The organism is Aeromicrobium sp. A1-2, assembly GCF_003443875.1.
Taxonomy (GTDB): Bacteria; Actinomycetota; Actinomycetes; order Propionibacteriales; family Nocardioidaceae; genus Aeromicrobium.
Genome location: NZ_CP027482.1, coordinates 2,023,281 through 2,046,120, shown reverse-complemented (window position 1 = coordinate 2,046,120; position 22,840 = coordinate 2,023,281). Strand labels below are relative to the sequence as shown.

Annotated in this window: 21 protein-coding genes; 12 read left to right on the top strand and 9 right to left on the bottom strand. The window is 67.7% G+C overall.

Annotation, left to right across the window (positions count from 1 at the left end; translation table 11 throughout):
- The first annotated feature begins 69 nt into the window (after window positions 1–69).
- Genes C6I20_RS09980 through ilvC form a run of 3 tightly spaced genes read left to right on the top strand, consistent with a single transcriptional unit; the run spans window position 70 to window position 3,411 of the window.
- Entirely contained in the window at window positions 70–1,836 is a 1,767-nt protein-coding gene (locus C6I20_RS09980) for an acetolactate synthase large subunit (protein WP_254052102.1), read from the top strand.
- Window positions 1,836–2,366 carry an acetolactate synthase small subunit gene (gene ilvN, locus C6I20_RS09975; protein WP_118395825.1) on the top strand — a complete coding sequence of 177 codons (531 nt, stop codon included), beginning with the start codon at window positions 1,836–1,838 and terminating at the stop codon, window positions 2,364–2,366. Before C6I20_RS09980 ends, ilvN begins: the two co-directional genes overlap by 1 nt.
- 19 nt (window positions 2,367–2,385) lie before the next feature.
- Window positions 2,386–3,411, top strand: a complete 1,026-nt coding sequence (ilvC, locus tag C6I20_RS09970; protein ID WP_118395824.1) for a ketol-acid reductoisomerase — start codon at window positions 2,386–2,388, stop codon at window positions 3,409–3,411.
- Between the two features lie 107 nt (window positions 3,412–3,518).
- On the opposite strand, the gene C6I20_RS09965 is transcribed toward ilvC, so the two are convergent.
- On the bottom strand, window positions 3,519–4,967 hold the full coding sequence (locus C6I20_RS09965; protein ID WP_118395823.1) for a PLP-dependent aminotransferase family protein: 1,449 nt from the start codon (window positions 4,965–4,967) through the stop codon (window positions 3,519–3,521).
- 60 nt (window positions 4,968–5,027) lie between these two features.
- Here C6I20_RS09965 and C6I20_RS17110 point away from each other — a divergent pair, with 60 nt between their 5' ends.
- Window positions 5,028–5,186, top strand: a complete 159-nt coding sequence (locus tag C6I20_RS17110; RefSeq protein WP_162891251.1) for a hypothetical protein — start codon at window positions 5,028–5,030, stop codon at window positions 5,184–5,186.
- Window positions 5,183–5,818 (top strand): YitT family protein, encoded by a 636-nt coding sequence (locus C6I20_RS09960; RefSeq protein WP_216822848.1) that lies wholly within the window; start codon window positions 5,183–5,185, stop codon window positions 5,816–5,818. Before C6I20_RS17110 ends, C6I20_RS09960 begins: the two co-directional genes overlap by 4 nt.
- On the opposite strand, the gene C6I20_RS09955 is transcribed toward C6I20_RS09960, so the two are convergent.
- Entirely contained in the window at window positions 5,788–8,055 is a 2,268-nt protein-coding gene (locus C6I20_RS09955) for a bifunctional diguanylate cyclase/phosphodiesterase (protein ID WP_118395822.1), read from the bottom strand. The genes C6I20_RS09960 and C6I20_RS09955 overlap by 31 nt on opposite strands.
- A 255-nt stretch (window positions 8,056–8,310) precedes the next feature.
- Between C6I20_RS09955 and C6I20_RS09950 the strand changes: the two genes are divergently transcribed.
- The gene (locus C6I20_RS09950; protein WP_162891250.1) at window positions 8,311–9,813 is read left to right on the top strand and encodes an amino acid permease; all 1,503 of its coding nucleotides are present in this window, start codon (window positions 8,311–8,313) and stop codon (window positions 9,811–9,813) included.
- On the opposite strand, the gene C6I20_RS09945 is transcribed toward C6I20_RS09950, so the two are convergent.
- Entirely contained in the window at window positions 9,810–10,373 is a 564-nt protein-coding gene (locus C6I20_RS09945) for an O-methyltransferase (RefSeq protein ID WP_118395820.1), read from the bottom strand. The two genes, C6I20_RS09950 and C6I20_RS09945, sit on opposite strands and share 4 nt — an antisense overlap.
- A 486-nt stretch (window positions 10,374–10,859) precedes the next feature.
- On the opposite strand from C6I20_RS09945, the gene C6I20_RS09940 reads away from it, so the two are divergent.
- The 3 genes from C6I20_RS09940 to C6I20_RS09930 all read left to right on the top strand — a co-directional run bounded on the left by C6I20_RS09940 (window position 10,860) and on the right by C6I20_RS09930 (window position 14,623).
- Entirely contained in the window at window positions 10,860–11,927 is a 1,068-nt protein-coding gene (locus tag C6I20_RS09940; protein WP_371682633.1) for a 3-isopropylmalate dehydrogenase, read from the top strand.
- Between the two features lie 43 nt (window positions 11,928–11,970).
- Window positions 11,971–13,071, top strand: coding sequence for a branched-chain amino acid aminotransferase (locus C6I20_RS09935; protein ID WP_118395818.1), 1,101 nt, complete (start codon window positions 11,971–11,973; stop codon window positions 13,069–13,071).
- 127 nt (window positions 13,072–13,198) lie between these two features.
- Window positions 13,199–14,623: an aspartate ammonia-lyase gene (locus C6I20_RS09930; RefSeq protein ID WP_118395817.1), complete on the top strand. Its 1,425-nt coding sequence runs from the start codon at window positions 13,199–13,201 to the stop codon at window positions 14,621–14,623.
- A 4-nt stretch (window positions 14,624–14,627) separates the two neighbouring features.
- On the opposite strand, the gene C6I20_RS09925 is transcribed toward C6I20_RS09930, so the two are convergent.
- On the bottom strand, window positions 14,628–15,323 hold the full coding sequence (locus tag C6I20_RS09925; protein WP_118395816.1) for a hypothetical protein: 696 nt from the start codon (window positions 15,321–15,323) through the stop codon (window positions 14,628–14,630).
- A 132-nt stretch (window positions 15,324–15,455) separates the two neighbouring features.
- On the opposite strand from C6I20_RS09925, the gene cimA reads away from it, so the two are divergent.
- Complete coding sequence (gene cimA, locus C6I20_RS09920) at window positions 15,456–17,090, top strand: citramalate synthase (RefSeq protein WP_118395815.1); 1,635 nt, start codon at window positions 15,456–15,458, stop codon at window positions 17,088–17,090.
- A 46-nt stretch (window positions 17,091–17,136) separates the two neighbouring features.
- Window positions 17,137–17,889 (top strand): hypothetical protein, encoded by a 753-nt coding sequence (locus C6I20_RS09915; RefSeq protein WP_162891249.1) that lies wholly within the window; start codon window positions 17,137–17,139, stop codon window positions 17,887–17,889.
- Between the two features lie 2 nt (window positions 17,890–17,891).
- On the opposite strand, the gene C6I20_RS09910 is transcribed toward C6I20_RS09915, so the two are convergent.
- Genes C6I20_RS09910 through C6I20_RS09890 form a run of 5 tightly spaced genes read right to left on the bottom strand, consistent with a single transcriptional unit; the run spans window position 17,892 to window position 21,250 of the window.
- Complete coding sequence (locus tag C6I20_RS09910; protein ID WP_216822847.1) at window positions 17,892–18,326, bottom strand: GNAT family N-acetyltransferase; 435 nt, start codon at window positions 18,324–18,326, stop codon at window positions 17,892–17,894.
- Window positions 18,323–18,712, bottom strand: a complete 390-nt coding sequence (locus C6I20_RS09905) for a Fur family transcriptional regulator (RefSeq protein WP_118395812.1) — start codon at window positions 18,710–18,712, stop codon at window positions 18,323–18,325. Before C6I20_RS09905 ends, C6I20_RS09910 begins: the two co-directional genes overlap by 4 nt.
- Before the next feature lie 8 nt (window positions 18,713–18,720).
- Window positions 18,721–19,560: a metal ABC transporter permease gene (locus tag C6I20_RS09900; RefSeq protein ID WP_118398801.1), complete on the bottom strand. Its 840-nt coding sequence runs from the start codon at window positions 19,558–19,560 to the stop codon at window positions 18,721–18,723.
- Window positions 19,557–20,321 carry a metal ABC transporter ATP-binding protein gene (locus C6I20_RS09895; RefSeq protein ID WP_118395811.1) on the bottom strand — a complete coding sequence of 255 codons (765 nt, stop codon included), beginning with the start codon at window positions 20,319–20,321 and terminating at the stop codon, window positions 19,557–19,559. Before C6I20_RS09895 ends, C6I20_RS09900 begins: the two co-directional genes overlap by 4 nt.
- Window positions 20,318–21,250: a metal ABC transporter substrate-binding protein gene (locus C6I20_RS09890; RefSeq protein ID WP_118395810.1), complete on the bottom strand. Its 933-nt coding sequence runs from the start codon at window positions 21,248–21,250 to the stop codon at window positions 20,318–20,320. The genes C6I20_RS09895 and C6I20_RS09890 overlap by 4 nt, the downstream gene beginning before the upstream one ends.
- A gap of 182 nt (window positions 21,251–21,432) precedes the next feature.
- Here C6I20_RS09890 and C6I20_RS09885 point away from each other — a divergent pair, with 182 nt between their 5' ends.
- Window positions 21,433–22,818: a glycine--tRNA ligase gene (locus C6I20_RS09885; protein WP_118395809.1), complete on the top strand. Its 1,386-nt coding sequence runs from the start codon at window positions 21,433–21,435 to the stop codon at window positions 22,816–22,818.
- The last annotated feature ends 22 nt before the right edge of the window (window positions 22,819–22,840 follow it).

Here is a 22,840-nt window from a genome sequence, read left to right as displayed (position 1 = left end):
AGGGATTTTTTTATGCGAACAGCCGGGTCACTTGACGACATACGATTGACCGAAACAAAGGACGACATCATGACCGAGCAGCTCACGGGGGCACAGAGCCTCGTGCGGGCGCTGGAGCACGCCGACGTTGACACCATCTTCGGCATTCCGGGCGGTGCGATCCTGCCCGCGTACGCCCCCCTCTTCGACTCCGAGAAGATCCGCCACATCCTGGTCCGTCACGAACAGGGTGCCGGGCACGCAGCGCAGGGCTACGCGATGGTCACCGGCAAGGTCGGCGTCTGCATGGCGACCTCCGGCCCGGGCGCGACGAACCTCGTGACTGCGATCGCCGATGCGTACATGGACTCGGTCCCGATCGTCGCGATCACGGGCCAGGTCGCGACCCACCTGATCGGCACGGACGGCTTCCAGGAGGCCGACATCCGCGGCATCACGATGCCGATCACCAAGCACAGCTTCCTGGTGACCGACGCCGACGAGATCCCGCTGGTGATCGCCGAGGCGTTCCACATCGCCAGCACAGGTCGTCCCGGACCGGTCCTGGTCGACGTCCCCAAGGACGTCCTGCAGGCCATGACGACGTTCGCGTGGCCGACCGAGCTGGCGCTGCCCGGCTACCGTCCGACGACCCGCCCCCACGGCAAGCAGGTCCGTGAGGCGGCGCGCCTCATCGCGGCGTCGGAGCGTCCGGTCCTGTACGTCGGCGGCGGTGTCATCAAGGCGGACGCGGCCGAAGAGCTCAAGATCCTCGCTGAGATGACGCAGATCCCGGTCGTCACGACCCTGATGGCGCGCGGAGCGTTCCCCGACTCGCACGAGCTGCACCTGGGCATGCCCGGGATGCACGGAACCGTCGCCGCAGTGTCCGCGCTGCAGAAGAGTGATCTCCTGATCACGCTGGGTGCGCGGTTCGACGATCGCGTCACCGGCCAGCTGTCGTCGTTCGCGCCGCTCGCCAAGATCATCCACGCCGACATCGACCCGGCCGAGATCTCCAAGAACCGCACCGCGGACGTCCCGATCGTGGGCGACTGCCGTGAGGTCATCGCCGATCTGGTCTCGACGCTGCGCAAGCAGGCCGCCGAAGATGGCGTCGAGGGCGACTACTCCGCCTGGAAGTCGCAGATGCTGGGCGTCAAGGCGAAGTACCCCGTCGGCTACGACAAGCCCGACACGGGCCTGGCGCCGCAGACCGTCATTGAGCGCATCAGCGCGATCGCCGGCTCGGAGGCCACGTACGTCGCGGGTGTCGGCCAGCACCAGATGTGGGCCGCGCACTACGTCGACTACGAACGTCCGCGCCAGTGGCTCAACTCCGGTGGCGCCGGCACGATGGGCTACGCGGTTCCCGCCGCGATGGGCGCCCAGGTGGGTCTGCCGGGCAGCGTCGTCTGGGCCATCGATGGCGATGGCTGCTTCCAGATGACCAACCAGGAGCTCGCCACGTGCGCGATCGAGGGCATCCCGATCAAGGTCGCGGTCATCAACAACTCCTCGCTCGGCATGGTGCGCCAGTGGCAGACGCTGCTCTACGAGGGTCGCTACTCCAACACCGACCTCAACACCGGGCCGGAGTCGATCGGCGCCCGCCGCATCCCCGACTTCGTCAAGCTCGCCGATGCCTACGGCTGCGTGGGCCTGCGGTGTGACAGCGAGGCCGACCTCGACGCGACGATCGAGAAGGCCATGGCGATCACCGATCGTCCGGTCGTGATCGACTTCGTGGTCGAGCGGGACGCCATGGTGTGGCCCATGGTCCACGGCGGCGCCAGCAACGATGCCATCCAGATCGCGCGAGACCTCGCGCCAGAGTGGGATGAGGAGGACCTCTGATGACTGCACACACACTGTCCGTGCTTGTGGAGAACACCCCGGGTGTGCTGGCTCGGGTCTCGAGCCTGTTCATGCGCCGCGGGTTCAACATCGACTCCTTGGCGGTCGGCCCGACCGAGATCCCCGAGATCTCCCGGATGACGATCGTCGTCAACGTCGACGAGCTGCCGCTCGAGCAGGTCACCAAGCAGCTCAACAAGCTCGTCAACGTCCTCAAGATCGTCGAGCTCGACTCGCACAGCGCGGTTGAGCGAGAGCTCATGCTGATCAAGGTCAAGACCGACGCCCAGACCAGGGGACAGGTGCTCGAGACCGTCCAGCTCTTCAGGGCTAAAGTGGTTGATGTTGCCACCGATGCCGTGACGATCGAGGCAACCGGCGACGCGGGCAAGCTCACCGCGATGCTGAACGTCCTCGAGCCGTTCGGCATCCGCGAGATTGCCCAGTCGGGACGCGTGGCCATCGGCCGCGGATCCCGTTCCATCACAGACCGCACACTTCGCGCCGTTCCCGGCACGCAAGCAAGCTAGATCCAAGGAGAAACACCCCGTGGCTGAACTGTTCTACGACGACGACGCAGATCTGAGCATCATCCAGGGCCGCCACGTGGCGGTCATCGGATACGGCAGCCAGGGACACGCGCATGCGCTGAACCTGCGCGACTCGGGCGTCGACGTCCGCGTCGGTCTGCCCGAAGGCTCCAAGAGCCGCGCCAAGGCCGAGGCGGAGGGCCTCCGGGTCCGCTCGGTCGCCGAGGCGGTCGAGGAGGCCGACGTCATCGTCGTCCTCGCGCCCGACCAGGTCCAGCGCCACGTCTACACCGAATCGATCGAGCCCAACCTGGTCAGCGGTGACGCCCTGGTCTTCGGCCACGGCTTCAACATCCGCTTCGGCTACATCTCCGCCCCCGAGGGCGTCGACGTCGTGCTGGTCGCGCCCAAGGCTCCCGGCCACACGGTCCGCCGTGAGTTCGTCGACGGTCGCGGCATCCCCGACATCATCGCGGTCGAGCAGGACGCGACCGGCAAGGCGTGGGACCTCGCGCTGTCATACGCCAAGGCCATCGGTGGCACCCGCGCCGGCGTCATCAAGACGACCTTCACCGAGGAGACCGAGACCGATCTCTTCGGCGAGCAGGCCGTGCTGTGCGGCGGCGTGTCCCACCTGGTGCAGGCAGGCTTCGAGACGCTGACCGAGGCTGGCTACCAGCCCGAGATCGCGTACTTCGAGGTGCTGCACGAGCTCAAGCTCATTGTCGACCTGATGTGGGAGGGCGGCATCGCCAAGCAGCGTTGGAGCATCTCCGACACGGCCGAGTACGGCGACTACGTTTCCGGCCCGCGGATCATCGATGCTGGTGTCAAGGAGCGCATGCAGGCTGTGCTGGCCGACATCCAGGACGGAACGTTCGCCAAGCGCTTCATCGATGACCAGGACAACGGCGCGAAGGAGTTCCTCGAGCTTCGTGAGAAGGAAGCCGGTCACTCGATCGAGAAGACTGGCAAGATCTTGCGGTCGCACTTCTCGTGGAAGCAGCAGGACACGGATTACGTCGACGGTCAGGCCGCCCGCTGACCTCACCTCCCCGCTGGGCCTGACGTTTCTGTGCCGACACACCGTGTCGGCACAGCAGAAACGTCAGGCCCAGCGGTGTCTTGACCTGGAGGCGGCGTGAGGTCGGGTCAGGCAATGAGCTCGAGCGTGTCGTGGTGATCCCGCCGGGACGTCGTCGCGGTGTTGTTGACGACGTCGTCGTACGCCCGACGCAGTCGACGGACCGCCTCGGTGAGGGTCTCGTGCGACTGGGTGTACGGAAGCCGCAGGTGCCGTTCGCCGGTGGCGCCCGCCGAGGCGAAGAAGCGTGGCCCGGGGGTCAGCAGCAGCCCGTGCCGTTCGGCCGCCGTCGTCAGGCGCGAAGACATCCGGCTCGGCAGCGTGACCCACAGGCTGAGGCCGCCGGCCGGGCACGGCGCGACGATCTCGGGCATCTCCTGGGCCAGTTCGGCAAGCAGGTGGTCTCGGGCCGCTCGCAGCCTCGCCCGTCCGGCCGCGGCGGTTTGCCCGCCCTCGGTCAACAGTTCGGCAAGCACCAGCTGGTCGAACGCCGACGACCCTAGGTCGTCCATCATGCGGGCCTGGATGATCGGCATGATCGCGCTACGTGGTGCCCGGATCCAACCGACCCGCAGCCCGCCCCAGTAGGACTTCGATGATGAGCCGATCAGCAGCGCCCGCGGGTCGTAGGTCGCAAAGACCGGCGGCATCTCGATCCCGTCGAGGTTGATCTCGCGCAGCGACTCGTCGATCACCGGGACGACATCGTGGCGGCGCAACGCGTGCGCCCAGGCCAACCGCTCCTCGTGGTCCATCACCGCAGCGGTCGGATTGTGGAAGTCCGGGACGATGTACGCCGCGCGGTGCGGCGCGCCGGCCAGCGCAGCGCGCACCGCATCGGGAGACCAGGGCCGATCGTCGATCGGCAAGGCGGTGAGACGTCCGCCCGCCGCGGCGAGCGACTCGTGGGCGTGCGGATAGCTCGCGCCCTCAACGACGATCCGCTGCCCGCGGGTCAGCAGCGTGCGGGCCAGGAGTGAGACCGCGCCCATCGCCCCGCTAGTCACGATGATCTGGTCGGGGTCGGTCGGCAGACCTTCGTCGGTGTAGCGCTGCGCCAGGATCTGGCGCAGCGCAGGGAGCCCGTCCGGCAGGTATCCGGTCGTCGACAGGAGCCCCGGCAGTCGGCTCACGGCCGCCTCGAACGCCCGGGCGAGGCCGGGGGGCCCGACCGGCGCCGAATAGGTCAGGGCGATCGTGTCGGCATCGTCGGGAGTGATGATCAGACTGCTGGCGCTGGACGCCGCGATCGGTACGTTGACGACGCTGCCCGAGCCCCGGCGCGACCGGAGCAGCCCCGAGTCGCGGAGCTCGGCGTAGACCCGGGTCGTGGTCGTGCGGCTCACCCCGAGGGCGACGGCCAGCTCGCGCTCGCTCGGGAGTCGCGATCCATCGGGCACCCGGCCGTCGACCACGAGCAGCCGGATCCCGTCAGCAATCTCGCGGTACGCAGGGCCGCTCCCGCTCGAGGGTCCGAGCAGGTCGGCAAGTCGGCGCGGGGAGACGGTGATAGCCACATGGCCACTATCCCACTATTGGCTATGTGATCAAGGGCCAATCGTGGTCAGAATGGATGCATGGACATCCTCACCGTCGTGACGCTCTTCGCGCTCCTGCTGGGTGCGTGCGGCTCCCTCGCGCGTCCTGTCGCGTGGGACGGCCATGGATCGCGCCATGCTCCAAGCAGCCACGTCGCGGAGGCCGGGTCATGGCTCGTTCAGGAGCTCCAGCGATGAGCGGGATGACCGCGCGCCTGGCGAGGCTCCTGCTGGGCTTGTTCCTCTACGGCTTCACGATGGCCATGTTGGTCGAGTCGACCCTCGGCCTGGATCCGTGGGACGTGTTCCACGAGGGTCTGGCCCACCACGTGCCGCTGACCTTCGGCCAGGTCGTCATCATGGTCGGGGCCGCAGTGCTGCTGCTGTGGATCCCGCTGCGGCAGATGCCCGGCGTCGGCACCGTGCTCAACGTCATCGTGATCGGGCTGGCCGCCGACTTCGGGATCGCGGTCATCGCCCAGCCCGATGCACTCTGGCTGCGGGCGCTCCTGCTGATCGGTGGCGTGGTTGGCAACGGCTTCGCCGGCGCGCTCTACATCGGTGCGCAGCTGGGTCCCGGACCTCGGGACGGTTTGTGGCTCGGACTGGTTCGACGCACGGGACACAGCGTCCGGGTCTGGCGGACCGTCATCGAAGTCTCTGTGGTCGTGGCCGGCTTCCTGCTCGGCGGCACAGTGGGTCTGGGCACGGTGCTGTATGCCCTGGCTATCGGACCGATCGTGCAGTTCTTCCTGCCGTACACCGAGGTGCGCCTGGCATCAGGCGCCGTGGGGCGGTCTCACGTATCCTCGGGCACGATCCAGAGCTGACGCCCCTTCGGGTCAACTGGACTCGTGGCGACGAGGCCGTCCGAGGGGCGTGGCGTGGCGGCATACATCCCGAGAGCCGAGTCGCAGGCGAGCGTCCTCAAGGAGTCCAGCCCGTCCAGCCCGTCGACACCATCTGCCACGACCAGGAGCCCACACCCGTGCGCGGCGTCGACCAGCAACCTGAGCAGGTCGTCGGCACCCGGATGTGTCGATGTGAGCAGCTCCCGATCGATCTTCAGGGCGTCAGCCGGGAGGTGCTGCAGCTGTGCGATCGGGGTGCGTCCGGTGCCGAAGTCCTCGATGCAGACGAACACACCAGCGCGGCGCAGCGCAGCGAGAGGGAGAGCGACGTTCGGCACGTCGACGAGCACCATCTCGGTGACGCCGATCGTCAACCGGTGCGGCTCCAGTCCGGAGCTGTGCAGGACCGCGCGGACGTGGTCGACCATGCCGGGGTCAGCCAGCGTCCGCCCCGAGATCGTCACCGAGATCGTCAGGTCCTCGAACCGGGCCGGATCGGCTGCCGTGAGGTCGGCCATGGCGCCCGTCGCCCGGCTGAGCAGCCAGCGGTCGAGCTGGCAGATCAGGTCCGACGCTGCTGCGAGGGCCAGGAAGCTGTCTGGATCCTGCACCCCGTGGGACGGGTGACGCCACACGATCTGAGCCTCGTATCCGTCGAGGATCTCGGTCCGCACGGCCACGACGGGTCGATACCAGATTTCCAGATCGCCATTAGACATTCCGGCCGCCAGGGCCGCCTCGACCTTTGCCAGCTCGCCGATCTCGCTCCGCAGCGCCTGACCGAAGAGCTCGATCTGACCGCGCCCGGCGTCGTGGGCCCGTCGCAGCGCGATCCCCCCCTGGTGCAGGAGCGCGTCGGGGTCGGTCCCGCCGTCCAGGCTGGTCGCCACTCCGACGCAAGCGGTCGCCGAGATCCGCTGGCCACCCACCCTGATGGGGCGCTGGACCGCGGCCAGCAGGCGCCCCGCGAGCGCCACCGCATCGCGTTCGGACTCTCCCGGGTCGATCAGGACGACGTACTGAACGCCGCCCATGCGTCCGACCGAGCCGGAGTCGCGCACTTCCTCCTGGAACCGATGACCCACCTCGCTGAGCGCCGCATCTCCGACGCCGTGGCCGAATTGATCGTTGACCTGCGTGAAGTCGTCCAAACCGACGAGCAGCAGGCTGACCGGGGGGCCCTCGGTCCGGCTTCGGCGCAGGGCAGCGCCGATCAACTCGCGCATGTGCGGACCGTTGGACAGGCCCGTCAGCAAGTCACGTGAGGATTGTTCGCACAGGTCTGCCTGCAGCCGGTCGCGCTGGAGGACCGTCGCGCGGATCTCCTCGATGTTATAGGCCATCCGCCACACGACCAGGAGGGACACCGCGCTGGCCGCCAGCACGACGACCCACACCTCTACGCGGAGCCCGAACGCCCACTGCGCGACCATCAACAGGGGTCCGATCAGGACCGCACAGGTCAGCGCCACAAGGCGGCGAGACGTGAACGGGGCGACCCGGACGTTTGTCGGGCTGGAAAGCTGGGCCATCGTCGGGTGCAGAGCCGCGGCCCCCCGCAGGACGTAGCTGGCGATCCAGAGCAGGTCGAGCTGGCGAAGCGCCCCGGCGTCAGTGGCGGTCGCGGCCCAGACCGCATCGGCGACGATGAGCGGAACGATCGCGCCGATCATGAGACGGAACGACGCGGAACGCGTGCCGGGGACGGTCATCAGGCGGAGCGCCATCGCCAGGAGCAGGATGTCGCAGACCGGATAGGCCACATCGACGGCCCGCTCGATCGCCGGTACCTCGCCGTTTTCGAGGATCGGACTCGCCACGAACACCCACAGCAGCAGCCCGAAGCCGATCGTGACGATCGCGCTGTCCACGAGCCCGGGGACATCGTGACGAGGACGGCGGTCACGGATCAGTGCTCCGATGCCGGCGGCGAGGAGAAGGTAGCTGACCAGGAATGCGATGTCGGCCGCCGACGGCGTGCGACGATCCGTGCCGACCGTCGCGAACAGGATGTCACCCGTGACGGCGGCGGCCTGGCCTGCCGCGAGGAGCAGCCACGGTGTGCGCTTGAGCGGCCGGTTGACCCGAACGCCCACGACGATGGCTGCGACGCACGACAGCCCGACGAGTACGTACAGCACGTCGCTGGCTGTCCGGGGGACGACGAGGTAGATCGCCATCACGAGGGCGCCGAGGATGACGTAGGCCTTGGTCATGCCCCTCCTCGGCTCGGCGATGCTGACCCCATCTTGGACCACGTGGGGCGATCTTGACCCGCGCTGTCCCGCCGCACATCGTCAGACGGGTATCTCGGCGCCGCGGGTGCGCCTGCACTGGCCGCCGTCGCCGTCCGCCGGTAGGTTTCGGTCAAAGCGGGATCGTCCCACAGGATGTCCCGCCCGTACGCCGGGGGATTCGCCATGGTTGATGCACAGATCACAAGGGCTAGACGCCTGCCACCGGAGCTCGCGATGCTGCGCATCACGAATGCCCGCCACCGCCTGCCGGCCGTGTTCGGCACGGGGCTCCTGATCGTGCTCGCTCTGGGGGTCATGATCGGCGCAGGCATCTTCTCGCTGGCCGGCCAGCAGGCCGCCTCCATGGCAGGTCCAGCAGTGATCATCTCGTTCCTGATCGCTGCGGTGGTGTGCGTGCTCGCGGCGTTGTCGTACGCCGAGCTCTCCTCGACGCTGCCGACCGCGGGTGGTGTCTATACGTTCGCCTACGTCGCATTCGGCGAGGTGTGGGCGTGGATCGTGGGCTGGGCTCTGGTCCTCGAGCTGGTCGTCGCGGCCGCACTGGTGTCGCGGGTCTGGGCGGCGTACTTCACCTCGACGCTCGGCGGTCTGGGCATCGGCGTTCCGGCCTTCGTGGCTGACCATTCATCCGTGACCGAGGGGACGGGGTGGATCGCGGCGCTGCTGGTCATCGTCCTCGCCCTGCTGGTCGCGGCCGGCACCAAGCTCTCCGGCCGCGTGCTCACGGGGATTGTCGCCGCCAAGCTCATCGCAGTCGCCCTGGTCATCGTGATCGGAGCAGGCCACGTCAAGGCCTCCAACTACGCCCCGTTCGTGCCCGACGTCGTCACCGGTGCCGGTGCGCGCGGCAGCGTCCTCCAGAGCCTCACGGGCGGCACGGGAGACGCCTTCGGCCTGACCGGGATCTTCACCGCCGCGGGTGTCATCGTGTTCGCCTTCATCGGCTTCGACCTGATTGCCACGGCCGCGGAGGACACCCGCAACCCGCGGCGCTCGATCCCGCGGGCGATGCTGGGCGCGATCGGCATCGTCACGGTGCTCTACGTCGTGATGGCGACCGTGCTGGTCGGCCTGCGTCCGTATCAGGAGCTGGGCACCGACGCGCCGGTCTCCGATGCGCTGCGGTCGATCGGCCCGGGCTGGAGCTCCGACGTCATCAACATCGGTGCCCTGTTCGGCCTGACGACGGTGGTCCTGGTCGTGCTGATCGCCCAGAGTCGCGTGCTGTTCGCGATGGGTCGCGACGGTCTGCTGCCGCGCAGCCTCTCGCACGTCGGCACCGGCTCCGCACCGGCGCGGGCTGCGCTGGTCGCCGGACTCGCTGCGGCCCTGCTGGCACTGGATCCGGGCACTGCCAACCGCGAGCAGCTTTTGGTGCTCGGCACGTTGTTCGCCTTCGGGTTCTGCGCCGTGGGCGTCATCCGGCTGCGGAAGTCACAACCCGACCTCGAGCGCGGCTTCATGGTGCCGATGGTGCCATTTCTGCCGATCGTGTCGTTGGTGGCCACGATCTGGCTGTCGTTCAACCTGAGCTGGACCACGTGGCGCAACTTCGTCATCTGGATGATCGTGGGCCTGTTGGTCTACGGGCTGTACGGGCGGGGCCACAGCGCGCTGGGCAACCGTGAGGAGCTGCCGCCTGCTCCCGAGGACGCCACGGACGGGGCCGCCGTGAGCGAGAGGCAGCCGGGGGCGCACCGGGCCGGATACCGCTAGCGAAGGGTCGCGATGATCAGCGAGGCGTCTACGTCGATCAACATCTCAACCGCGGCGAAGCGCTCGTCGGTCAGCCAGCGCTCGCGCACCGTGTCGACCCTGCCCTCGACGATGGGTGGCCAGAAGGCCGAGGGCACGAAGTCGTCAAGCACCGCGATGCCCCCGGGCTCCAGCAGGCCGGCGATGACATCGATGCTCTCCATGACCTCGCGCACGTCGACGAACAGCAGCGAGAAGGGGGCATATTTCTCCAGAGTCGACCAGTCGCCCGCGATGACGTCGACGTTGTCGGTGTCGGCGAAGATCTTCTGGACGTCGCCGGCCAAGGCCGGATCAAGCTCGGCGCTGACGACTCGAGCGTCCGCAGGCGATCCGCTCGACAGCCACGCGGACCCAACACCACAGCCGGTTCCGAGCTCGGCCAGGGTCCCCGTGCGGGACGCGGCGAGGGAGGCCAGCAGTCGGCCGGTCTCGTTGCGGATCGAGGTGATGAATCCGCGCTGACGCGAGAGATCGAGCGTCCTCGAGACGAGCTCAGGGACTTCGGCGGGTGCGCTCACGCGGTCAGTCTGTCACGAGGCCCGGCAGCAGGCCGCACGTGTGGCTCTGTGTCGCCGTGAGCCCACCAGGTGAGACATCTTGGGGCTGTCTGCACGGATCCTGGTGGACAGGAGTAGCGTGGCCGCATCATGCGGAAGCAGCTCGTAGTAATCGCTTGCCGCGGCAGGGCCTCTTAGGGCTACACCCTGCCGCGGAGTTTCGGCGTTGGCCCGCCGTTTCGCCGCAGGGTTGCTGATCATGATCTGATCGCTCGCTTTCGTACTCTCCTCGGATGATCTCCGGACATGTGTCTGGTGGAACGGCGGACCCTTCGCCGATCCCCGCTCCCGTCCAATCGAAGGAGACATCATGGAACCCCAGCTGATGGAGTGGGGCCCCGCGCACCTGCGCGACGAGGCCAAGCCGCTCGAGCTGTCCGACCGGCCTGACGACAACTGACCACATATCAAGATGCGGGTTTCACATTCTGAGATGTGCTGCCTAGGATGAGACACATGACTCGTACGTTTTCGCTTGCAGTGGTGCCCGGAGATGGCATCGGTCCCGAAGTGACGGCCCAGGCCCTCCAGGTCCTCGACGTCGTCGCAGCTGATCACGACGTCGCCTTCAGTCGCACCCAGTACGACCTGGGTGCCAAGCGTTGGCACGCGACCGGCGAGACGCTGCCGGACTCGGTGCTGGAGGAGATTCGCGGACACGACGCGATCCTGCTCGGCGCAGTCGGCGATCCCAGCGTGCCCTGGGGCATCCTGGAGCGCGGGCTGCTGCTCAAGCTCCGCTTCGCGCTCGACCACTACGTCAACCTGCGCCCGTCGAAGCTGTTCCCCGGCGTCGCCACGCCACTGGCCGATCCCGGCGCCATCGACTTCGTCGTGGTCCGTGAGGGCACCGAGGGGCCGTACGTCGGCAACGGCGGGGCAATCCGGGTCGGCACGCCGCACGAGATGGCGACCGAGGTCAGCATCAACACGGCGTACGGCGTGGAGCGTGTCGTCCGCGACGCCTTCGCCCGTGCGCAGGCGCGGCCGCGGCGCAAGCTCACGCTGGTCCACAAGAACAATGTGCTGGTCCATGCGGGACACCTGTGGACGCGCACGGTCGACGCCGTCGCGACCGAGTTCCCCGATGTCACGGTTGACTACCTGCACGTCGACGCCGCGACGATCTTCCTGGTCACCGATCCGGCCCGGTTCGACGTCATCGTGACCGACAACCTGTTCGGCGACATCCTGACCGATCTCGCCGCGGCGATCACCGGTGGCATCGGCCTGGCCGCCAGCGGCAACATCAACCCCGACCGGACCGCGCCCAGCATGTTCGAGCCCGTGCACGGATCTGCGCCTGACATCGCCGGCCAGCACAAGGCCGATCCCACCGCGGCGATCCTGTCGGGTGCCCTGCTGCTGGACCACCTCGGACTGCCCGAGGCCGCGGCCCGCATCACGTCGGCGGTCGAGGCCGACATCGCCGAGCGCGACGCGACCGTCCGGACCACCGAGGAGGTGGGGGAGGCCATCACGTCACGCGTGGCCGAGGGTGTATCGGTGAGCTGATGCCCGCTTACCTTTGACCCGAGAAAGTATTACCGTGATTACTATGACTTCCAAGCAATTCGCGAGCAGGTTCGAACCAAATCCCGCTGCGCGGACCGCTGAGCTGCGCGACGCCATCCTGGCCGATCCCGGCTTCGGCAACCACTTCACCGACCACATGTTCCTGGCCGAGTGGACCCCGGCAACCGGCTGGGCCGATGCGCGGGTCGTGCCGTACGGGCCGCTGATGCTGGATCCCGCGACGGCTGTTCTGCACTACGCGCAGGAGATCTTCGAGGGTCTCAAGGCGTACGTCCACGCGGACGGCTCGGTCTGGCTGTTCCGCCCGGAGGCCAACGCGGCGCGCATGCAGCGCTCGGCGCATCGCCTGGCGCTCCCGGAGCTGCCGGTGGACTGGTTCCTCGGGTCGGTCCGCGCGCTGATCGAAGCCGATCGTGACTGGGTGCCGGCCGGCGGCGAGAAGAGCCTCTACCTGCGGCCGTTCATGTTCGCGTCGGAGGTTTTCCTGGGCGTCCGCCCGAGCCAACACGTGACCTACTCGGTCATCGCCTCACCCGCAGGTGCGTACTTCGCCGGGGGAGTGCAGGCCGTCTCGATCTGGTTGTCTGCCGACTATTCGCGCGCGGGTGCCGGTGGCACGGGCGCGGCCAAGTGCGGCGGCAACTACGCAGCGAGCCTGCTGCCGCAGCAGGAGGCCGCCGATCACGGTTGCGCCCAGGTCGCCTTCCTGGACTCGACCGAGCACAAGTGGGTCGAGGAGCTCGGCGGCATGAACCTGTACTTCGTCCAGTCCGATGGCTCGATCGTGACGCCGGCGCTGTCCGGGTCGATCCTCGAGGGCGTCACGCGTGACTCGATCATGGCGATCGCCCGGGATCTGGGCCACGAGGTCGTCGAGCGTCGGGTCAGCATCGATGAGTGGCGCAACGGGACTTCGGACGGCACGATCACCGAGGTCTTTGCGTGCGGCACAGCGGCCGTGGTGACGCCGGTGGCATCGCTCAAGTGGGACGGTGGCGAGGCCGTCAGCGGCGACGGCGAGGCCGGCAAGGTCACGACGGACATCCGCTCTGCACTGGTCGACATCCAGTACGGTCGTGCGGCCGACCGACACGGCTGGATGACCCAGGTCCTGCCCGGCTGATCCCTGTCTCGGACGGAGCGTGGCACTGTACCGGCCAGTACAGTGACGTCTCCCACACCGGACCGGTCGCGTGTTCTATGGTCGGTGTGCGAGGCCCAACGTCGTGCCTCGAAACTGGAGGATCACCATGACCAATGCCACGCGCTCCGAGCACGATCTGATCGGCAACCGTGACGTCCCGATCGAGGCCTACTGGGGGGTCCACACGCTCCGGGCCCTCGAGAACTTCCCGATCACCGGCATCCCGATCGGCATCAGTCCCTATCTGGTCGAGGCGCTCGCTGCGGTCAAGGAGGCGGCGGCGACGGCCAACCACGACCTCGGTCTGCTGGATGACGAACGCTTCGGCGCGATTCGCACGGCCTGCGAGGAGATCCGCGCCGGCAGCCTGCGGGACGAGTTCGTCGTCGACGTGATCCAGGGCGGCGCGGGCACGTCGACGAACATGAACGCCAACGAGGTGATCGCCAACCGGGCGCTCGAGCTGATGGGCCACAAGAAGGGTGACTATCACGTCATCCACCCCAATGAGCACGTCAACCTGAGCCAGTCGACCAATGACGTCTACCCGACGGCGGTCAAGATCGCCATCATTCTGGCGACGCACGCCCTGCTCGAGGCGATGGAGGTGCTCGAGAACTCGTTCGCCGCCAAGGCCGACGAGTTCCACGACGTCCTCAAGATGGGACGAACGCAGCTGCAGGACGCTGTGCCGATGACGTTGGGCCAGGAGTTCCGGACCTACTCGCTGATGATCGGCGAGGACCGCAGCCGGCTGTCCGAGGCCGTCATGCTGCTGCACGAGATCAACCTGGGTGCAACGGCGATCGGCACCCAGCTCAACGCCGCGGCGGGCTACGTCCCGGCGGCCTGTGAGCATCTCTCGCGGCTCACCGGCCTGCCATTGCAAAGTGCCGTCGACCTGATCGAGGCGACGCAGGACTGCGGCGCGTTCGTCCAGCTGTCGGGCACGCTCAAGCGGGTCGCGGTCAAGCTGTCGAAGATCTGCAACGACCTGCGACTGCTCTCCTCGGGCCCGCGCGCCGGGTTCAACGAGATCAACCTCCCGGCAGTGCAGGCCGGGTCGAGCATCATGCCCGGCAAGGTCAACCCGGTGATCCCCGAGGTCGTCAATCAGGTCGCGTTCCAGGTCATCGGTCACGACCTCACCGTCACGATGGCGGCCGAGGGTGGCCAGCTCCAGCTCAATGCCTTCGAGCCGATCATCTGTTACTCACTGTCGGCCGGCATCTCCCGACTGCGCGAGGCGATCCTGGTGCTGGCGACCAGGTGTGTCGATGGCATCACGGCGAACGTCGAGCTGCTGCGCGCCGAGGTGGAGAACTCGATCGGTCTGGTCACGGCCCTCAATCCCTACATCGGCTATGCCGCGGCGACCGATGTCGCCCAGGAGGCGCTGGCCACCGGACGCGGCGTCGCCGAGATCGTGCTCGAACGCGGGCTGCTCCCGCCGGAGAAGCTTGAGGCGATCCTGCGCCCCGAGACACTGGCCAACCTGGCGCCGCGCGCGACGCCACCCACCGTGTCCTGACCGGTCAGGGTGCGAAAAGCGTCTCTGCCGGATCGGCCTGGAGAGTGATCAGCAGCAGGTTGTCGTCGGCGTCGTACGCCACGTCGATGTCGATCGCGCGATCCCGTGGCGTCGACGCGGCCTCGGCATCACCGAGCCCGTACGCGATGTCGCGGAGGGTCACGGTCGCGCTCCCGACCGGGTCGTTGGCGGGCCACTCGGCGAGCAACCGATGCACCAGACCGGCCAGCACGGCGCTGAACATCGCGTGGGTCTGCTCGTCGACGCCGAGCACGATCGCCTCTGGCAGGCCGAACGACGTCAGACCGATCGTCCGCAGGCGGCCCTCGGCAAGATCGTCGTAGCTCACGACGTACCACTGGGTCGCGTGGGCGAGCGAGACCTCGTCGGAGCGGTGCTCGACGACGCGAGGGATGCTCAGGTCGATCACGAGGCCGTCGTGCTGCTCGGCCAGCAGCAGGGCGTCGATCCGGGCGTCGCGGGTCATGAAGGCGACGTCCTCCAGTGTGGCCTGCCGCAGGATCAGGTGCTGGTGCGGTCGGGATCGCAGCCGGCGCATCGCGAGATCGGACGAACCGTAGTGCCGCAGCAGCTCGGGGGAGGGCGGCGGGATCAGGTCCTTGGACTCCAGTGGCCGCGGGGTCATGACCGCATACATCACCGTCGGGTCCACGTTGACGGGAACGGGTCTGGCGGTCATAGGTCGATCAGTCTAGACTGGGCCTCATGCAGAGCATCTCGATCATTATCGACAGGCGCGCCGGGCACTGATTTCAAGCCCCCGACGCGCTGCCTCCCATGTCGTGGGGGGCTTTTTTGTTGCCCGACCGAGATGCCGACCGGAACGAAGGACACCGCAGTGAACGCAGGACACCAGAGCGTGAGCGACTTCCACGTCTACGACACCACGATGCGTGACGGCGCGCAGCAGGAGGGACTCAACCTCTCCGTGCAGGACAAGATGCACATTGCGCGTCACCTCGACGATCTGGGCGTCGGCTACATCGAGGGCGGCTGGCCGGGCTCGAACCCCAAGGACACCGAGTTCTTCGCGCTGGCGGCCAAGGAGCTCGACCTCAAGCACGCGACGCTCGCGGCGTTCGGGGCGACCCGGCGGGCCGGCGTCGCTGCTGCCGCCGACCCACTGATCCAGGCGCTGCGTGACTCGGGCGCCTCCGTCGTGACGCTCGTGGCCAAGAGTCACGACCGGCACGTCACCGAGGCATTGCGCACGACGCTGGAGGAGAACCTCGCGATGGTGCGGGACACCGTGACGTACCTCCGGGACGAGGGACAGCGGGTGTTCGTGGACCTCGAGCACTTCTTCGACGGCTACCGCGCCAACCGCGACTATGCGCTCGAGGTCGTCCGTGCTGCGGGCGAGGCCGGCGCCGAGGTCGTGATCCTGTGCGACACCAACGGGGGCATGCTCCCGCACTGGGTCTCCGAGATCGTCACCGACGTGGCGCAGACCGGCGTACGACTGGGCATCCATGCCCACAACGACACCGGATGTGCCGTCGCCAACTCGATGGCCGCAGTCCAGGCCGGAGTGACCCACGTCCAGGGGTGCATCAACGGCTATGGCGAGCGCACGGGCAACGCCGACCTGGTCACGTGCGTGGCCAATCTCGAGCTCAAGCTCGGCATGACGGTGCTGCCCGAGGGTGCCCTCGCCGAGGCGTCCCGGATCTCGCACGCGATCGCCGAGATCACCAACTATCCGCCGTCGGCGCGCCAGCCCTACACGGGTGTCTCGGCGTTTGCCCACAAGGCGGGTCTACATGCCAGCGCGATCCGGGTCGATCCCAACCTCTACCAGCACATCGAACCGACCCTGGTCGGCAACGACATGCGGCTCCTGGTCTCCGAGATGGCCGGTCGCGCGACGATCGAGCTCAAGGGCAAGGAGCTGGGCTTCGACCTCGCCAACGACGCGGTGCTGCTGAGCCGGGTCACCGACCGGGTCAAGTCGATGGAGCAGTCCGGCTACACGTTTGAGGCGGCCGACGCCTCGTTCGAGCTGCTCCTCGCCGAAGAGGTCGATGGCGTACGTCCGTCGTACTTCGACGTCGAGTCGTGGCGAGTCCTGGCCGAATCGGCGCGCGGCGACGACGCTGTGGCCGAGGCGACCGTCAAGCTGACTGCCGGTGGCGTGCGGCTCGCGGTGATCGGCGAGGGTAATGGCCCGGTCAACGCCCTCGACCACGCGCTGCGTCAGGCGATCGAGCAGGTCTATCCCGATGTCGCCCGCTTCCACCTGATCGACTTTCGGGTGCGCATCCTCGACCAGGGACACGGCACGGACGCCATCACCAGGGTCCTGATCGAGACGTCTGACGGCAAGGACGCCTGGGTCACGGTGGGTGTCGGCGCCAACATCATCGAGGCGTCGTGGGAGGCGCTCGTGGACGCGTTGACCTATGGTCTGCGCCGGCACGCGGTGGTGCCACGGATCAACGACTGATCGGCTTCGGTTTGACCGGCGACCGGGGCGCTGGGAACGTGATCTCGTGAATGTCCGTGCTCGCAGGCTCGTGGTCGCCCTGCCGGTCGTCCTGACCCTGGTGATCGCCGGGGTCATCGGCGCGCTCGTGGTGGTGCAGAACCAGCGGCAGACCGAGCAGGTGGCTAGGGCTGACCTGATCGCCCAGGACTACCTCGCGGCGGTCGCCTCGTTCCGCGCTGCGGTCGTCAAGCAGGTCTCGGCGGCCAAGGAGACCGATCCTGGGGCGCTGCGCAAGATCGTCGAGCGCGGGATCGCCGAACCGCCGAAGCTCGCGGATGCCCCGAAGTACGGTCGGGAGCATTCCACGGTGTACGCCGAGGCTGAGCAGACACAGGCGACCGTCCTCGAGCCGTTCACGAGCCTCAGCAAGACGCTGAAACGGGCCGACACGGGGGTGGACTTCATCGCATCGGCGCGGACGGTGCTCGCGCTGCGAGCGACTGACTACATCAGTACGGACGTGTCGAGCAGCGAGCTGGTTCGCTCTTCGCTGATTCCGGCATTCACCAGGGCGCGCGACGAGTTCGCCCAGGTCAAGGTGCCGTCGGGTCAGCAGGAGCTTGCCGACAAGGTCAGCGGCGCGGTCCAGTACGTCATTGATCAGGCGGCGGTGCTCGCGCAGCGGATCGACAGCAGGCAGAGCTTCTCATTCTCCTACCAGGACCAGTTCCAGGCGGCGGCCGACGCCGTCAGCGACTACGCGACGCAGCTCAAGGGCGACGTCGCCGAGGCACTCAACGCGGTGGGCGAGGCGTAGAGTCAGCCACCGGCACGGCGGGTCATCGGCACGTGGACGATGCCGGCCTCGAGGTAGTTGTCGCCCGACCGGACGTAGCCGAACGAGGCGTACCACTGCTCGAGGTAGGCCTGTGCGTTGAGCTGCAGCTCACCGTCGCCCCACAGCCCGGTGACCTCGGCCATCAGCCGGCCCGAGAGTCCCTGGCCGCGTTGATCCTTGCGGGTGCAGACCCGGCCGATGTGTCGGATGCCGTCGCTGCCGACGTACACCCGCAGATAGCTCGTCGGACCGTCTGTGTCGGTGAACCACAGGTGTGTCGTGGTGGACAGGAGATCCCGTCCATCGACGTCCTCCTCCTCGACCTGCTGCTCGACTGCGAAGACCGCATCGCGGATCCGCCAGATGTCATAGACGTCCTGGGCGGTGAGGTCGGCGCCGGCAATCGTGCGGATCATCGACCGCATCCTTGGCATGTGCCGAAGATCTCCAGGGTGTGGGAGATGTCCCGGAAGCCGTTCTCCTCGGCAATCTTGTCGGCCCACCGCTCGACGGTGGGGCCCTCGACCTCGACGGTGCGTCCGCACGAGCGGCACACCAGGTGGTGGTGGTGACCCGCGCTGCACTGGCGGTAGAGCACCTCGCCGTCGTCGTTGCGGAGAGCGTCGACCTCGGCCGCATCGGCCAGGACCTGCAGGCTGCGATAGACCGTCGACAGGCCGACCGACTCGCCGCGCTGCTTGAGGATGTCGTGGATCTCCTGCGCGCTCGCGAACCCGTCGAGGTCCTCGAGGATCGCCACGACTGCGCGGCGCTGGCGGGTGTTGCGGAGTGCTTCGACCATGACTCTCCCTAGGCGAATTCTGCTGGACGACGGTGATTGCGCAGACGTCTGGCGGCGACTCCGACGAGCGCGGAGACGGCGAAGATCGCCAGCGCGAGCATCACGATCGTGGGACCGGGCTGGGTGTTGATCTGGTAGCTCGCGACGACTCCCCCAAGCGCCGCGACGAGGCCGATGGCCATCGCCGCCATGTGCGTCGTGCGGAAGCTGCGGGTCAGCTGCTGGGATGCCGCGACCGGCACGACCATCAGGGCCGAGACCAGCAGCAGTCCCACGGTGCGCATCGCGACCGTGATCGTGACGGCGGCCAGGATCGCGATCAGGATGCTGTACGCGCGGACCGGGACCCCGCTGACCTTGGCGTGCTCCTCGTCCTGACACACCGCGAACAGCTGTGGCGAGAGGCCTACGGCCAGGATGATCACGAGGACACCAAGCCCAGCCACCAACACCAGATCGGCCGATGACACGGTCAGGATGGAGCCGAACAGATAGCTGTTGAGGGTCGAGGCGCTCTCACCCGCGAGGTTGGTGAGCAGGACTCCACCCGCGATGCCGCCGTAGAACAGCATCGCGAGCGCGACGTCGCCGCTGGTCCGCCCGTACATGCGCAGCAGCTCGATCACGATCGCGCCGAGGGTTGCCACGACGACCGCCGTGAGGATCGGCGCGACGCCGGTGAGCAGTCCGAGCGCGACTCCGGTCAGTGCCACGTGGCCGATGCCGTCCCCCAGCAGGGCGAGCCGGCGCTGGACGAGGAACGTGCCGATCGCCGGGGCCGCGAGTCCGGTGAAGGTCGCCGCGATGAGGGCCGTGCGCATGAACTCGTAGCTGAGCAGGTCGATCATCGCCACACCCCTTCCCCGGTGAGTCCCTCGGGGAGTGGGGGAGCGCCCGTGTGCATGTGGACGTGCGCGTGATCCTCGCCGGTCAGGCCCTCGACGGGTCCGTCGTACGCGACCCGGCCTGCGTGCAGCACGACCGCGCGGTCGATCAACGGACGCAGCGGTCCGAGCTCGTGGGCAACCAGCAGCACCGAGGAGCCGTCATGCACCAGGCCGCCGAGCAGCTCGGCGAGGGACTCCTGGTTGTCGTGGTCGACCCCTGCCGTGGGCTCGTCCATGATCAGCAGCTCGGCCTCGGTGGCCAGCGCACGGGCAATCAAGACCCGCTGCTGCTGCCCGCCGGACAGGTCGCTGAGCGCGGAGCGGGTGCGGTCGGCCAGACCGACCCGGGCGATGGCGGCGGCGACCGCCGACGCGTCGGCCTTGTTGCTCCAGCCGAAGAACCGTCGGCGGGCCAGGCGTCCGCTCATCACGACCTCGTGCACCGTTGCGGGCACACCGGCGACGGCTCGTGAGCGTTGCGGGACGTAGCCGAGCCGGTGCCGGTCGTGGAAGTCAGCGAGCGGGATGCCGAACAGCTCGACCGTGCCACCGGTCATCGGGGTCAGCCCGGTCACGGCGCGCACGAGCGTCGACTTGCCGGAGCCGTTGGCGCCGAGCAGAGCCACGAACTCGCCGCTGGACACATCGAGATCGACCTGGCGCAGGACCTGTCGACCGTCAAGTGCCACGGTCACGCCGCGGGCCTGGAGCACAATGCTCATGAGCAGGAGTTCGCCTTCCGCAGGGTTTGGAGGTTCTTGCGCATCAGGGTCAGGTACGTCTCGTCCTTGGTCGCGTCCGACAGCCCCTCGATGGGGTCGAGCGTAGCGGTGCGAGCCCCGGTCTCGGCCGCGATGGTGTCGGCGATCGCCGGGCTCACCAGCTCCTCGGTGAAGATCGTCGTGATGTTCTGCGCCCGGACCAGCCGGGTGATGTCAGCCAGTTGGGAGGGGGAGGGCTCGTTGGAAGGATCGATCCCGGCGATCGGCACCTGCGTCAGCCCGTAGCGGTCGGCGAGGTACTGGAAGGCGGCGTGGCTCGTCACGATCGTGTCGGTGCGGCACGACTTCAGGCCCGCCTCGAAATTCTGGTCCAGCGCGGTGAGCTCGGCGGTGAACCGGGCAGCGTTGGCGGCGTAGGCCGAAGCGTGGTCGGGGTCGATGGCCGCGAGCTTCTGCTCGACCGCCTCGGTCACGGTGATCATGTTGCGAGGGTCGAGCCAGGTGTGCGGATCTTCGTCCGCCTCGTCGTGGTCATGCCCATCGTCGTGCCCGTCTTCGTCGGCGCCGTCCTGAGCCGGCTTGAGGGTCAGGGTCTTCGCGATGTCGAGGGTGCCCTCGGACGAGCGGCCGGCCTGGTCGATCGCTTCGTCGACGGCGGCCTGGAAGTGCTGCTCGTAGACGACGAGGTCGGCTTCCTGAACCGCGGCGACCTGCTTGGGCTTGAGTTCGAGGTCGTGCGGCTCGACGCCGGGTGAGGTGAGGTTGGAGACGTCGACGAACGAGCCGCCGACCTGCTCCGCGACGTACGCGAACGGATAGAAGGACGCGATGACCTCGGTCGTGTCACCGCCGTCCTGGGGGGAGTCGCCGCAGCCGGCGAGGATCAGGACGAGCGGCAGCGAGCCGAGCAGGGCTAGTGACTTCTTCATGACAATCATTCTCAAGTAGTTGGGAACCGTTGTCAACTTCACGGTCGCATTGGGGTGGGGCAGCGCGGGGCGGCACGGTAGGTGGTGGGCCGTACGGACTAACATGGAACGACCCTCGGGCGCACGCGGTCACGACCGCGTCCACTGGCCCGCCGACACCCAGCCGGATTGGAAAATCTCCCATGGCATCGACCGTTGACAACGTCATCAGCCTCAGCAAGCGCCGAGGCTTCGTCTACCAGTGTGGAGAGATCTACGGCGGCACCAGATCCGCGTGGGACTACGGCCCGCTCGGCGTCGAGCTCAAGGACAACATCAAGCGCCAGTGGTGGCGCTCGATGGTGCAGGGCCGGGACGATGTCGTCGGCCTGGACTCGTCGGTCATCCTCCCCACGCCTGTCTGGCAGGCCTCGGGCCACCTGTCGGCGTTCGTCGACCCCCTGGTCGAGTGCCAGAACTGCCACAAGCGCTACCGCCAGGACCACCTGCAGGAGGCCTACGCCGAGAAGAAGGGTCTCGACGACCCGGACGCTGTCGGCATGGAGCTCATCGTCTGCGCGAACTGCGGCACCCGTGGACAGTGGACCGAGCCCAGGATGTTCAATGGCCTGCTCAAGACCTTCCTCGGCCCGGTCGAGTCCGAGGAGGGCATGCATTACCTGCGCCCCGAGACGGCCCAGGGGATCTTCATCAACTTCGCGAACGTCATGGGCACCTCGCGCAGGAAGCCTCCGTTCGGCATCGCCCAGATCGGCAAGAGCTTCCGCAACGAGATCACGCCGGGCAACTTCATCTTCCGCACCCGCGAGTTCGAGCAGATGGAGATGGAATTCTTCGTCGAGCCGGGCACGGACGAGGAGTGGCACGAGACCTGGATCAAGAACCGCATGGACTGGTACGTCGGTCTGGGCATCAGCCCCGACAACCTGCGCCTCTACGAGCACGCAGCCGAGAAGCTCTCGCACTACTCCAAGCGCACCGTCGACATCGAGTACAAGTTCGAGTTCGCCGGCTCGGAGTGGGGCGAGCTCGAGGGCGTCGCCAACCGCACCGACTTCGACCTCAAGACGCACAGCGAGCACTCGGGCAAGGACCTTTCGTACTTCGACCAGCCCAACAACGAGCGCTGGACGCCCTACGTCATCGAGCCTGCCGCGGGCGTCAACCGCTCGATGATGGCGTTCCTGATCGACGCGTACGTCGAGGAGGAGATCCCCAACGCCAAGGGCGGGACCGACAAGCGCACCGTGCTCAAGCTCGACCACCGCCTGGCGCCGGTCAAGGCCGCTGTCCTGCCGCTGTCTCGCAACGAGGACCTCTCGCCCAAGGCGCGGGCGCTGGCTGCCGAGCTGCGCGGATTCTGGAACGTCGACTTCGATGATGCCCAGGCGATCGGCAAGCGCTACCGCCGCCAGGACGAGATCGGCACGCCGTACTGCATCACGGTCGACTTCGAGACCCTCGACGACCAGGCCGTGACGATCCGCGAGCGCGACTCGATGACGCAGGAGCGCATCGCCCTCGACCAGGTGACGTCGTGGCTCGCGGCGCGCCTGCCGGGGTGCTGATCGGCTCGTAGGCGACAATCGG

Bases quoted from the DNA above. Each gene is read 5' to 3' on its own strand.
- C6I20_RS09925 (WP_118395816.1), bottom strand. From the start codon at position 15,323: ATGACCGCCAGACCCGTTCCCGTCAACGTGGACCCGACGGTGATGTAT.
- C6I20_RS09980 (WP_254052102.1), top strand. From the start codon at position 70: ATGACCGAGCAGCTCACGGGGGCACAGAGCCTCGTGCGGGCGCTGGAG.
- cimA (WP_118395815.1), top strand. From the start codon at position 15,456: ATGCCGACCGGAACGAAGGACACCGCAGTGAACGCAGGACACCAGAGC.
- C6I20_RS09895 (WP_118395811.1), bottom strand. From the start codon at position 20,321: ATGAGCATTGTGCTCCAGGCCCGCGGCGTGACCGTGGCACTTGACGGT.
- ilvN (WP_118395825.1), top strand. From the start codon at position 1,836: ATGACTGCACACACACTGTCCGTGCTTGTGGAGAACACCCCGGGTGTG.
- C6I20_RS09960 (WP_216822848.1), top strand. From the start codon at position 5,183: ATGAGCGGGATGACCGCGCGCCTGGCGAGGCTCCTGCTGGGCTTGTTC.
- C6I20_RS09940 (WP_371682633.1), top strand. From the start codon at position 10,860: ATGAGACACATGACTCGTACGTTTTCGCTTGCAGTGGTGCCCGGAGAT.
- C6I20_RS17110 (WP_162891251.1), top strand. From the start codon at position 5,028: ATGGACATCCTCACCGTCGTGACGCTCTTCGCGCTCCTGCTGGGTGCG.
- C6I20_RS09930 (WP_118395817.1), top strand. From the start codon at position 13,199: ATGACCAATGCCACGCGCTCCGAGCACGATCTGATCGGCAACCGTGAC.
- C6I20_RS09935 (WP_118395818.1), top strand. From the start codon at position 11,971: ATGACTTCCAAGCAATTCGCGAGCAGGTTCGAACCAAATCCCGCTGCG.
- C6I20_RS09910 (WP_216822847.1), bottom strand. From the start codon at position 18,326: ATGATCCGCACGATTGCCGGCGCCGACCTCACCGCCCAGGACGTCTAT.
- C6I20_RS09900 (WP_118398801.1), bottom strand. From the start codon at position 19,560: ATGATCGACCTGCTCAGCTACGAGTTCATGCGCACGGCCCTCATCGCG.
- C6I20_RS09885 (WP_118395809.1), top strand. From the start codon at position 21,433: ATGGCATCGACCGTTGACAACGTCATCAGCCTCAGCAAGCGCCGAGGC.
- C6I20_RS09955 (WP_118395822.1), bottom strand. From the start codon at position 8,055: ATGACCAAGGCCTACGTCATCCTCGGCGCCCTCGTGATGGCGATCTAC.
- C6I20_RS09950 (WP_162891250.1), top strand. From the start codon at position 8,311: ATGCTGCGCATCACGAATGCCCGCCACCGCCTGCCGGCCGTGTTCGGC.
- C6I20_RS09890 (WP_118395810.1), bottom strand. From the start codon at position 21,250: ATGAAGAAGTCACTAGCCCTGCTCGGCTCGCTGCCGCTCGTCCTGATC.
- C6I20_RS09905 (WP_118395812.1), bottom strand. From the start codon at position 18,712: ATGGTCGAAGCACTCCGCAACACCCGCCAGCGCCGCGCAGTCGTGGCG.